This is a genomic window from Paenibacillus bovis, assembly GCF_001421015.2.
GTDB classification, from domain to species: Bacteria; Bacillota; Bacilli; order Paenibacillales; family Paenibacillaceae; genus Saccharibacillus; species Saccharibacillus bovis.
On the sequence record NZ_CP013023.1, the window covers coordinates 1,562,145 to 1,575,045 of the forward strand.

Below are 12,901 nucleotides of genomic sequence, written 5' to 3' on the forward strand. Positions count from 1 at the left end.
ATGAACTACACGCTATTTCTGGGATCGACAGACATTAGTGATCTGCTGATCTACCTGAGCAAGTTTTTACAGACCGCAGGGAAACGGGTACTGCTGGTAGATGCCAGCGCTGAAGGATTTATCCGCTATAATACGCCTATTCTTCATACAGGTACCGGGGTATCGGAATATGACCAGTTTGATATTGCCTATCAATTTACCGATTTCCAGAGTATGCAGGAGCAGCTGGAGAAGATGCAGGAATATGATCATACACTCGTATTGTGCTCTACGCCCGATTTTATCGGAGAAAAGGACTGGGACAGATTTGACCAGCGCTTTATTGCGATTTCTTCCGAAAGACGTTCACTGGAAAAGACGGCCGAACTGCTGGAGGCTATTTTGAGACAAAGAGAAGAACATCTGCCACGAATCGGTTTTACAAGATTATTTGTCCAGCAAGTAGACAATGGACTGGCCGAGGATTATCTGGAGCAGCTGCTGATCCATCTGCCGATCCGGTTCGAAGATCCGTCTTTCGCTGTGCCATTTGATGAGATGGATTATATGCAGAAAATTATGAATCAGAACAGCAGCAGTATCAGCATCAAGCGTATTTCCAGGGAATTCCGTACGGTTATCCAGGAAATTGCAGGAAGTGTATCCCAGCTGAACCACAGTGAACTCAAAGTCTATGCCAAAAAATTATCACGGAGGAACCAGCCGGTATGGGGAATGTAATTGCTTTTTGGAGTCCGTGTCACGGACAAACGGGCAGCTCCTCGAATATGGTGGCAACAGCAGCCATGATGGCGATGGACTATGTCAGTCATACACTGGCTGCGCATACGCATTATGGCATGGCGATGGTCGAGAATGCTTTTTTGCGAAATCAGCGTGGAGCAGGTAGCGGCTCTGCAGGCTATTCGGTTCAGGGAATTGACTCGCTGGAGACGCTGGCCCGCTCCAAGCAGCTGAGCGCGTCGGTGATCAAGGATTATGCCGTACCGGTATTCAGTGGATCGCTCGATGTGCTGGCCGGTACGCAAAAGCCGGAAGAAGATTTATTTCTGAAAATGCACGAGGTAACCGACTCGATCTGCCAGGCGGCACGAAGCGCCTATGATCTGACCATGATCGATACGACCAGCGGCAGCCGTAATGTACTAACGAATGCCGTACTGGAAGCAGCAGATATGGTCGTCGTTTCCCTGAACCAGAATATGGCGCTGCTGCGGGAATTTTTTGATCATCCGCCTGCTGTTCTGGACGGTAAACCATTCATTATAGTGCTGGGACAGTATGATGCCGGCTCCCGGCTGACCCTTACCAATATCAGACGTCTGTTCAAAACACGAATCCCCATGTTCGCAGTTCCGCATAATAGCAGTTATCTGGATGCATGCAATGAACAAAAGGTTGTCGAGTTTTTCCTGAAACGCAAACATATCCAGGCTGCTCAGCCGGACTATGCCTTTATGCAGGAGATTCGCAGACTGACCCGTGGCATCTATCAGGGCCTGGCCGTCGATCCTCATATGTATGAAAAGGAGGCGTAAATAGCGGTGGATATCAGTCTTATCATCAACAGAGCCTGTATTGGTCTGATTGCGCTCATCCTGATCGTACTGGCTTATTTCAAATTCACGTACAAAGGCGATAGCTCGGATAAAAAGAACAAGCAGAACAATAAATATACGCTCCCGGAGATTATCGAATACGTCAAAGCAGCGCTGAATGAGATGACTTCCGCTTCGTTGGATGATCTAGGGCTGTCGGAGGAAGAGTATAACCGGCGGCTCAACCAGCGGGCGACACTGATCAAGTCACTCAAAGACTGCACCCATGGAGATCTAAATGCCAAAAAATTCGTCAAAGGAGTTATTTTTGATCTGCTGCTCAAAACCTATGAATTTACAGAAGAAAATATGAACAAGGTCATTCCTTTCCATAACAGCATGGCTCTGAGCAGCCAGGAGAAGTTCGATATTATGCTTTACCAGTACAAGGAGATGTATGGGTTAAACGGACTTGCCCGCCTGATCGATGATCATCAGCTCGCAGAGCTCAAGCATCATCCGGATTCACAGGGATCCGGCTCTTACCGAATTACGGCTGCAGAGATCGATGAAGTGTTCGAAGGATTTCGCAGCATCCTGTACTTCGAGGATAAGCTGCAGCTGATTGTACAGCGAGTCTATCAGACATTCAAAGGATTCAGCGTAGTCGATGAAGTTCGCGATATGAAAATCGACGGAATCAGCGGTGGTGTATCCGGTGTACCGATGAGCCAGGTGGAATACGATGATGATTTCTATGATTTCACTTCCCGGATCAATGAGCAGCCTATACCTATGAGTCATGATAGCGTCTGGATTTTCTACCGGGGGAAATCGGTTCATCTGGAATTCCTGTCTTTTGGTACAGAAGCCGAGCTAAAGCGGGTCTGCCAGAATATTTACCGATACAATAACCCCGGACAATTATCGGAAGCGAACGGTTTTAAAGTCAATGAAATGAAAGATGGCTCCCGGGTTGTTGTTGTTCGGCCGAGCTTCTCGGAATCATGGGCATTTTTCGTCCGCAAATTTGATCCGGCTTCGGCGACACTGGATCAGCTGATCACCGACCGGATCGGCAATCATGATATCGTCAAATCGCTGCTGATCTACCTGATGAAAGGCGGACGGATCGTGGCAGTAACCGGCTCCCAGGGATCAGGGAAAACAACGCTGCTGATGGCGCTGGTCGCCTATATTAATGAGACATTTACCCTGCGGATTCAGGAAATGTCATTCGAGCTGCATCTGCGCAAAATCTACAACAAGCGCAATATTCTGACGTTCAAGGAAACCGAGACCGTCACCGGACAGTCCGGTCTGGATGTACAGAAAAAAACAGACGGAACCGTCAATATCCTCGGGGAGGTAGCGACCGACGAAGTGGCTGCCTGGATGATTCAGATGGCGCAGGTCGCGAGTCTGTTCACTATTTTCACCCATCATGCCAAAACGTTCGGTGATCTGGTCTACTCCCTGCGTAATTCGCTGCTCAAGCAGGGGATTTTCAGTAACGAGAAGACAGCCGAAGAGCAGGTGGTACGGGTGTTGAATTTTGATGTACATCTGCGCCGTGATCCGGATGGTTCCCGGTATGTGGAGCGAATCACCGAATGTATTCTGATCGATCAGGAAGAGGATTACCCGGAGAGCTTCAAGACGGCTAGCCGGATGGATCAGCGATTCGTGGCGATGATGGAGAGTATGACGGAATACTTCCAGCGTTCCACTAATCGCCGGGTCGGAGAAGGACGCAATATTATCGAGTACCGTAATGGGGAATATGTAGCGGTTCATCCTATCTCGGACCGTAACCAGCAAGAAATGCTGGAGATGATGGAGCCTGCCGATCAGCTGCGCTTCCGGCAATTCATGGCAGAGAACTGGGGTGCGGCAGCCGTTGAATCTTACTAATATTCTGATCTATATCCTGATTTTGTCCGGTTTTCTTTTTGTGGTGCTGCTGGCTGTCCTGAAATATATTCAGCGGCGCAACCAGCAAAATGGCAATGCCGAGATCTACAAGGCATACGCCGATTATATCGGTTCCGGCAAATCCAAACGGATCAAGCAGTACAATCAGTTTCTCCAGGAATCGTATCATGCCTATATGCGTGTTCCGCTGCTCAAGCAGTACATTTTACGAATACGCAAGCAATTGCAGTCGATTCACTCCTATGATGAATTCTCGATGCGCCGGGAGACGATGAAGATTGTATTTGCCACGATTGGCATTGTAGCGGCTTTTATCCTGGCACTGCTGCTGATGAACAAGGATATGACCTTTATGTTCATGATTGCTCTGACAGCACTGGTGATGAATGGCATGCTGATCGATACTTTTGTAAATCGGGTGGAGAATAGGCTCTTGCATCAGCTCAAATCAGTCATGGATGATGTGCGGCACAGCTACCAGCAGCACGGGATGATTGAAGAGGCTCTGCATGATGCATCGGAAGCTTCCGGTCATGAAGCTACCCTGCATGCCCGAAAAGTATACGAGATTCTCGTCTCGTCTGAACCCGAGAAGCTGCTGCAAAATTATTACCAGGCTGCTCCTAACCGATTTCTCAAAGCATTTGCCGGGATCTCGTATCTGGTTAAGGAATTCGGTGACAAAGTTGTTGAAGAGGGGTCGCTGTATCTCAGCAATATGAACAAGCTGACCAATGAAATCAATCTGGAGCTGCTGAAGCGTACGCGTCTGGGCTATATGCTCAAAGGGCTCACTGTGATCTCGATCGCCCCGATCCTGTTTACCAAGCCGATTGAGCTGTGGGCCAAAAATAACTTTCCGATTATGGAGCAGTTCTATGACAGCAAGTTCGGCTTTTTTTTCAAAATCCTGATTTTTGCTGTGATTCTGCTCTCTTATGTACTGCTCAAAAAGCTCCAGGATCAGCAGGAAGGTACTTACCAGGCCAAGGTACGCAAAATCCTGTGGGAACAGAAATTGCTAGAAATAAGGGTTACCGAATGGATCGTGAACCGGTTTATGCCGCAGAAGCGTACAACCGCGCGTTTCCGTATGCATACGCTGATCAAGGATGCCAATGCAGGTATCCCGCTGGAGTGGCATTATCTGCACCGGCTTCTGCTGGCAATCGCGTTGTTTGTGACTATGCTGTTTTCTTTTATCACCATGCATTCTATTACGATTCACAATATTCTTCAGGCACCGACCCAGAGTGCGACCATGTTCGGTGAACTGTCTGCCGAAGATTTACAAAAAGCCCGGGAAACCACGGCGCTGGATACACATATATTACAGCAGCTGGAAGGTATTAGTCCCGAGATGATGCAGGACCGTATTATGGAACTGGTGAACGAGAATGAGGATATTGCAGCCAACAGTTCGTTATTCCTGACGACTGTAGAGCGGATTGAAGCCAAAATGAGTACGCTGCAGTCCGAATATTTCAAATGGTATGAGCTGGTGATTGCGATTATAGCAGGGTATATCGGCTATCAGATTCCGTGGTGGATTTTGCTGTTCCAGAAAAGAGTCCGGTATATCGATATGCAAAATGAAGTCGATCAGTTCCATACCATTATCGCGATGCTGTCCGAAATTGACCGTATTTCTGTCGATATTATTCTGGAATGGATGGAGCGTTTCTCTACTATTTTCCGGGAGCCTCTACATAAGGCTGTGCTTGATTTTGAAAGTGGTGCAGAGCGTGCATTGGAGCAACTCAAGCAGGATGCACCATTCGTTCCCCTGTCGCGGACGATCGACAAGCTGATTCTGTCCGTCGAGCGTATTCCGATCCGCGAAGCATTTGACGATCTGGAAAATGAGCGCAATTACAATTTCGAGAAAAGAAAGCAGGACTACGAGCGCATGATCGAGACCAAGTCGGAATGGGGCCGGATTATCGGTTTTGCTCCAATGACCGTGCTCACTTTTATTTATCTGGTCCTGCCGTTTATCTACATGAGCTTTGAACAGATGAGTGCTTATTACGAACAATTGAACAAGCTATAGGAAGCAAGTAGTCGGGAGCACATAACCAAGCGTTAAGCCACTAATAAAATGTATATACAATCAAAGGAGATTAACCATGAATAACGCATCAGCCGCTTTAAAAGTAGCCGCAGGACTTTTCCTGACTATCGCTCTGATTACGATCGTTGTTGTCCTGTTTATCAGTGCCCAGGAAGCGACGAAGACCGCTCAGAATAACTTTTCCGGTATCCAGAAAGAACTGGATCAGACACAGTATGCCGTCTACGACAATACCAATATTTCGGGCAGCCAGGTCGTATCTTCCCTGCGTAAGTTCAAGGATCAGGGTTCCTTTGGTATTCAGGTTCTTACCGGCAAGAACCCGTCGGGCATGTGGTATTTCCATCAGGTGAACAATACCGCTTCGGTGGACAGTACAGACTATGGTTCGGTCAGCAAGGATGCAGCATCAGGATCATTTTCGGATGCACTGGATCAGTCTTCCAATAACTATATCAATCCGACCGGCACCTTCAAAAGCGAAGTAATCCGGGATCGAAGCAATGTTGTACGTGCGCTGGTATTCCGTCAGAATTAATTGTACCTGATGTACCTGATGTACCTGATGTACCTGATGTACCTGATGTACCTGATGTACCTGATGTACCTGATGTACCTGATGTACCTGATGTACCCGAAGTAAAAGATGTAAAAGCCTGGTTATCCAAGCTGAACACAACAGTTATCGCTGAAATACAGACACAGTATGTACGAGGTATCGCACTAAATTATAGCAATGTGATTACAAGGGCGGCAGGAAGACATCGTACATCCTGCCTTCCATACAAAGGATATGGTTATGGATGAATATAGGTGAACATGCCCGTTCAGCCCTGTGGCTGGGGGTAAGCTTTCTGATCTTTATCGCTTCGCTCAGTGGAGCCTATGCTCTTTTTCAGACATCAGCGAGAATCAATGAACAGACCTACCATTTGACAGCATCGACAGACCCGAATATTCATTCCACCCTGAAAATCGACAATCCATACACCTGCACCGGAGCAGAGGTTCGCCAGACGATTCACCAGATAGACAGCCTGCAAGTGGATATCATGGTGAACGGCACCCTGTATCCAAAAGACCTTGATCCGGACGAAGTAGATGTATCTTCTATAGAATTGGATCAAAAATATACCCCGGCATACATCCGTAATACGGAGGGCCAGCTGGTCATGCTGAGGTTTACATAAGGGAGTATGGCAATGAGCAATCCGTTGATCAAAATATTCGCAGCCTTTATCGCGATTCTGCTAATGGGAATCTGGCCGATCTATACCGCATTCAGCAGCCAGGACAGCAACTCGCAGATTATTGTATTGAATACGGTAACCCGATTCGTGGACAGTGTACGGGATAAAGGATATATTACGCCGCGAATGTTTCAGGAATTTGAAGACCAGCTTTATTTGACCGGCAATACATACGATATTCAGATGGAGCATCTGCACAAACGCTATGATCCGGTATACAATGACGATGGCACCTTTCAGAACGATTTTAAAGTCAATTACGAAGGCTATTACAATACCCAGATCAATGCCCGGCTGTTCCCGCACGGCAACGATAATCCCGACGATCCTGGCCGGATATACAGGCTGACCAGCGGAGATTTCTTCAATGTACAAGTCAAAAACACCAACCGTACCATGGCTACGCTAATGAGCGATTTTCTGTTCAATGCGGTGCAGGCTCCGAACGAGAAGATTGTTATCCCGTACGGGGGGATGGTGCTGAATGAAGATTACTAGCTTTGCCGTTGTACTAGTGCTGATCCTGCTGTTTATTTTCGTACGGAATCATATCGATCTGGAGGATAACCGAACGAATCTGCTGCTGCAGACCAGATATAATCGTGCGATCGATACAGCTACCCAGGATGCTGCCCAGGCACTGATCACCAATGTCAGCCAGCCGCTGGAATCCCAGTATCAATCAGCCAAAAATGTGCGGATCAATAAAGAACAGGCTGCGGATACCTTTTTCCAAACGATGTATATGAACTTCAATGTGATCCATGACCCGACAGGCCAGTATGTGCTGAACAGCTATATTCCGGCACTTGTTGTGATCGGTTATGACGGCTACTATATGTACCAGTTTGAAGAATATCGAAATGCGCGGGGAGAGACAGAATTCCGCCATGTATGGAGTCCGAAAAAGCCGTATGTCTATAAGGATCAGCACAATAACACATACAGCTTCACACTGGACGATTACGTGACGATTCAGCGATCTGCCGATGAGAAGTGGGTGAAGGGATTCCGCGAAGAAATAGCGAATGAGGCAGGTGTTCCTTTATTGGAAGATGCAGCTGCTTTTGACGCTGCGCGTCGAACGACTATTGTAAATGCGATACAGAATGATCTGGAGCGGAGTATTAACCGGTATAATGTTACTTCCAAAAGGTACGGCACTTCGTATACATTTACCGTTCCTTATATTTCGCAGGAAGATTGGAATAATACGATCAATGATGCGGGTGTGCTGGCTTTTGTCCAAGGGATTCCGCTGGGGAGTCAGTATTATAATAATTATGCATTGGGGGGGCGAGGGTTATCAAAAAAGAAATATTTCAGGGAATACATGTAGATGGTCGGAAATACTATTTTTCTACCAAGTTATGCAAATCCGAATATAGTCCGGAAGAAATTTTTACTACAGCAAAAGAAGCTGCCCAAAAAGGATATATTCCTCTTCGTTGTGGTATTGCTAATTAACTAACTGTTGCCGATAAAAAGAATATGGGAAAATTCACGCAATTTTCCATGTGGACACAGAGCAGGTTCACAGACTACATATCCAGCAGTGAATGTAGAAACTAAATTTAGGAGGATTCACCATGCAAACCAATTTGATCAAAAAAACAGTTCTGGCAGTACTGGCTTCATCTTTTATTTTGAGTACGATTCCACAGATTCCTGCGAAAGCTGCTACAAGCTCCAAACAGGTAGAAGTACTTTTGAATGCACGCAAGATGGCATTTCCGGATGCAAAGCCTTTCCAGGATGAGAATAGCGCAGTGATGGTACCTATTCGTTTTGTATCCGAAAAGTTGGGTGCGAAGGTAGGGTATGAGCGAGTCGATGGCAAACAGAATATCACACTGAAAACAGATAAACACAGCGTAACGATGACCGTGGGTTCTTCAACAGCCGTTATTGACGATCAGAGCAAGACCTATGACAGTAAAATCATTGTAAAACAGCAGCGTACATATGTGCCATTGCGTTTGGTTAGTGAAGGACTGGGACAGGAAGTAAGTTGGGATCAGATTAGTAAATGGGTGTGGATTGGAAGTAAAAAACCGCCAACCGTGGAAGAGCTAGGATTGCCGAAAACTTCTATTGATCCATACAAAACATTTTTTTCTAAAAGACCAGAATTGATGACAAATGAATTTAATGAACCGTATAAATATGCTTTTAAAATTAAAACATCAAATTTTCCCTTACTAATGTCCGGTTATATTTATGGGATAGATCTTTATACATTTCACGATAATAGTGCATATAATGGGTATACCTATATCCGTATAAGAACTACAAGAATATCTCCTAATTTATATTTGTTGACCAATAAAGGAGATATTCGATATCGTTTTGAAAGAGAGGAATTAGCTAAGCAAAATAATGACGGTACAGTCTATAGATACTACAGTGTCTATTCAAATAAAGATGAGTTGCTTCATAATACGAAAGACGTAAAACCTTTGTCGATTCAAGATATTAAGTATATTGGGTTTGATAGTTCATCTACAAAAGATAGTCTCTCGTTAATTTTAATGGATAATCCATGGAGAAAATAACATGATATGGCATCAACAAAGTAGGAAAAATAAGAGCTGTTGGTCATACTGCCTTCTTGTAGTCTTTATATTTAATATCGTATTTCCAATGAATTTAGGTTTCACAAAGGCTGAAGCAGCAGATGTTGCAACTCCGTTAAATTACTATAAAGATACATCTGAAAATACAACTGAAGCCAATTATAGATATTTTGTTGGAATGATGTATTATGATATGTGGTATGGATCTAGCTGGCAGCATCAATTAGCTCCCTACCGTGGCGATGAAGGATTAGCTGAGCAAGACTATCAGTTTTCTTTTCCTAATCGTACAATAAAAAGTATTGATGTAACTCTATATAAATACAATTCGCAAAATGCTATTTATTTTGAGTCATCGAGAACTGAAAAGCCAGAAGAGGGAGAATCTCTTTGGAAAATTTATTCGCCAGCAATATCAACTGATACAGAAGAGCGGAAGCTTACTTATACTAAAAATGGCATTGGAACGAGTACCGCAACAATACCTATTAAAGTGAAAATTTTGCTGAATGCAAAAGAAGCAAAGGATATTACTGATACTTGTACAACACAATGTAGCCCTACAACACAAGGTTTGCGTATTTATCTTCCAGTTCTATTCAAAATAGAACTGGATTCCAAACTAAGCGTCTACTACAAAACAAAAGACGGCAAATCCCTTAATTCCGTTTTCCCTCCCCGCGAGGAAGAAATGAAGCCAGGATCTGAATATGAATTCACCGCACCAACCAATGAGAAGTACAAATACATCGGTTATAAAAAAACAACTGATGGAACAGACCCGTCCAAACAACCCAATATACAAGAAGGCGAACCTCCAAAATTTAAATATAATGGATCATTTGAAGAATACAGAGCCTACCAATACTACGATGTAGTAGAAGGTTGTAAGCCCGGTCAAACCAGCGCGGATAACCCTGACTGTGATGATCCTGATCTTCCTTCCGAAGGAAAAGGGGATTGTACTTTTACCATATTACCTCCCACACAATCACAGGAACTCTCCAAAGCAATGATGAACCCTGAAGCATCCGGACATATTTTAGGCGACGATGCAGCGAATGGACGTCATTTTGATGCTACGCGAGGTATCCCTACCAGTGAAAATCTGTACGCAAATGCTTGGGGATATAATTACCTGTTCAGTCACAAGTTCGGAGAAATGAAGGGGAAAGTCGATTATCAATGTAAAGTAAAAGTGAAATACAGCCTCAAGTGGAAACAAAAGAATAACAAAGGCGATTGGAAAACCAAAACAGCTAGTTCCACCAAAACCTATAATTTTGGCTTTACTCGCGATTACTCCTATTGGCAGATCAATCAATTAGCTGCCTATGGAATCCAACAAGCCAAAATGAACAACTATGCGCTTCCTAATGGAAGTGTAACGATCACTGCAGCCGGCTACACACCACCTTCAATCGAAAAAGAAGATAGTACCGATGTAAATGATCATGTGCGTCCAGATGAAACTGGCGCTATCAACTATCACCCTGGCGTTATTGATGGCGGGAAATCAGGTAAACCATCTGTACCAAATGATGAAGGTAAACTCAAAGGCATGGCCGAAAGCAAAACCGATGATCCGGAAGTTCGCAATGATGACGCCAAGTTTACTTTTAAAAGTAAAGAAACCGAGATCATGAATGGAGATTGGACCAGAAAGACAACTGTTAAGCCCAAAGAAATTCCGGCACCTACTAAGATTCGCTCGTATAAAGATTCTACGGAACGGATCTTGTTTAAAGGCTCTCAGCTGATCAGTCTCAAACTGACCAATAAAGCAAATACGCCAGCAACCGGTACTATTTTCTATACGATGGTTGATGAAAATGTAAATGGGGATGGAGATCATAATTATCCGATTACAGCCATTAACAATGTGACTGTCTATACACCTGTTGTAAACTATTCATCCATATCAGATGATAAGATACATAATCAAAAAACAGTTCCAGATGTAAAAAGGATGGCTTTGATTTTGGATCGTCCGTTTACTGTCCGCATTCCTACCAGTGGACAGCATCAAAATGAATCTGCGTATCCCGGATATGGAAAAAGAGATTTTGCCAAGTATTTCAGAATCAAGCAGGTTCTTTTCCCGTTTGATGTGTATGCCAAGGACGGTCAAACGTTCTACCCCAAAAATACATGGATTGATGTGCCGGTGAATCAGCTGGATACCGTGTTCAATTTGCCAGTCTGGGTGGACGAAGGCAATTACACAGTACTGTTCCGCAATATTGCCGAGAATGCTCCCGGCAGTTTTACTGCAGAGCAGGATGCTAACTTTGACCTGAATAATCATGTGGCAAAAGATACTGTCGATGTTGAAGTCATCGGAAGAATCTATGATTTTCATGTTACAGATATAGCGGATTTTAATTGGGAAAAGGTGTTCCGAACTGCCAAGGGAAGTAGCTCTGCTACAGGCAAATCGTATTGGGTAGGACCGAATGGAATTGATGGGGAACTTCGTGGAAATAGCACTCCTTATACATTGCCGATTATGCGAGGAAGCAATCCACTGAACGGATTTAAAAATGTTGCTGTGAAAACAGGGTATCATTTTAAATTTGATGTGAAAACAAAAGGCAATATGTTTGCAGATAAGGATGCGCTCCGAATTACTCCAACTTTCTATTATCAGGATAAGGACGCATCAACCCAACCGGAGCGAGTACCCGTGGACTTGTATTATCATTCGGATAATAAAAAATTCATCAAAATAGGTTCTGTTTCGGATACAGAAAAACGCAGCATTACATTGAACCATCGTCTTCGAAATGTATCGGCTGCAGCAATCAAAAATACAGCCGCATCGATCTATGACTTGGCGGATGGCTGGACGATCAACAAAGAACAGTACATTGCCAACTTTATTAAACGTTCCAATAAGCCAACATATAGCGGCGGTTATGATATTCAAATTTTGACCTCTCCATTGCGGACTTTTATTAATACGTTTGAGCGACCTGCAAACGCATCGGCATCGGCGGCCAGAGTTAATGCCAGTATACAGCAGTGGTATGGCGAATACAGTTTGCCAGCTAATGTATATGCTGTGCCCAAAGGAACGGATTTGGCTGAATATGGGCGTTCCCATACGCTGGATGAGAAAGCACCAATTTTCTTGAAAAAGGGTTTTATAGTAGTGAATTTTGATCTGGAATCAATCGTTAATGGAGATACGAATAATCCTCATTTACAATATATCCATACCGGGTCAGGTTATAATAACCAATGGTGGGATATGGAAGGGTATGATAATACGGATGGCAATCGTGATCACATCGTTAAAGATCCTTATCATGTGAGTTATATAGTCAAAGATGGCGATGTTGTTTTTTATGATACTGACCTGTCTTCGTATAATGATTTTGCCGCTTCTGGTACTCATTAAGATTCTTGGATAAAACGAACTTGTCAGGTTCAAAGATGAAAAAGAAAGCACTGCCAAACATCTGTTGGCGGTGCTTCTTTGTTTACACGATTTTGCGAAATAGAAGAGTACAATTATTTTAGAAC

Annotated in this window: 10 protein-coding genes; all 10 read left to right on the forward strand. The window is 44.2% G+C overall.

Features of this window, described 5'->3' with window-relative positions; all coding sequences use genetic code 11:
• The 10 genes from AR543_RS06705 to AR543_RS06755 all read left to right on the forward strand — a co-directional run bounded on the left by AR543_RS06705 (position 1) and on the right by AR543_RS06755 (position 12,776).
• The gene (locus AR543_RS06705; protein ID WP_060532902.1) at positions 1-720 is read left to right on the forward strand and encodes a hypothetical protein; all 720 of its coding nucleotides are present in this window, start codon (positions 1-3) and stop codon (positions 718-720) included.
• Positions 708-1,538 carry a CpaE/TadZ family protein gene (locus AR543_RS06710; protein ID WP_060532904.1) on the forward strand — a complete coding sequence of 277 codons (831 nt, stop codon included), beginning with the start codon at positions 708-710 and terminating at the stop codon, positions 1,536-1,538. The genes AR543_RS06705 and AR543_RS06710 overlap by 13 nt, the downstream gene beginning before the upstream one ends.
• Before the next feature lie 6 nt (positions 1,539-1,544).
• Positions 1,545-3,452: an ATPase, T2SS/T4P/T4SS family gene (locus AR543_RS06715; protein WP_060532906.1), complete on the forward strand. Its 1,908-nt coding sequence runs from the start codon at positions 1,545-1,547 to the stop codon at positions 3,450-3,452.
• Positions 3,439-5,526, forward strand: coding sequence for a hypothetical protein (locus tag AR543_RS06720; RefSeq protein ID WP_060532908.1), 2,088 nt, complete (start codon positions 3,439-3,441; stop codon positions 5,524-5,526). Before AR543_RS06715 ends, AR543_RS06720 begins: the two co-directional genes overlap by 14 nt.
• Positions 5,527-5,602: 76 nt before the next feature.
• The gene (locus tag AR543_RS06725; protein ID WP_060532910.1) at positions 5,603-6,085 is read left to right on the forward strand and encodes a hypothetical protein; all 483 of its coding nucleotides are present in this window, start codon (positions 5,603-5,605) and stop codon (positions 6,083-6,085) included.
• A 265-nt stretch (positions 6,086-6,350) separates the two neighbouring features.
• Positions 6,351-6,737 carry a hypothetical protein gene (locus AR543_RS06735; RefSeq protein ID WP_060532912.1) on the forward strand — a complete coding sequence of 129 codons (387 nt, stop codon included), beginning with the start codon at positions 6,351-6,353 and terminating at the stop codon, positions 6,735-6,737.
• Positions 6,738-6,749: 12 nt separating this feature from the next.
• On the forward strand, positions 6,750-7,295 hold the full coding sequence (locus AR543_RS06740; RefSeq protein WP_060532914.1) for a hypothetical protein: 546 nt from the start codon (positions 6,750-6,752) through the stop codon (positions 7,293-7,295).
• Complete coding sequence (locus AR543_RS06745; protein WP_227871849.1) at positions 7,282-8,136, forward strand: hypothetical protein; 855 nt, start codon at positions 7,282-7,284, stop codon at positions 8,134-8,136. The genes AR543_RS06740 and AR543_RS06745 overlap by 14 nt, the downstream gene beginning before the upstream one ends.
• Positions 8,137-8,386: 250 nt before the next feature.
• The gene (locus AR543_RS06750) at positions 8,387-9,352 is read left to right on the forward strand and encodes a copper amine oxidase N-terminal domain-containing protein (protein WP_060532916.1); all 966 of its coding nucleotides are present in this window, start codon (positions 8,387-8,389) and stop codon (positions 9,350-9,352) included.
• Position 9,353: 1 nt separating this feature from the next.
• Positions 9,354-12,776: a DUF5704 domain-containing protein gene (locus AR543_RS06755; RefSeq protein ID WP_145953899.1), complete on the forward strand. Its 3,423-nt coding sequence runs from the start codon at positions 9,354-9,356 to the stop codon at positions 12,774-12,776.
• The last annotated feature ends 125 nt before the right edge of the window (positions 12,777-12,901 follow it).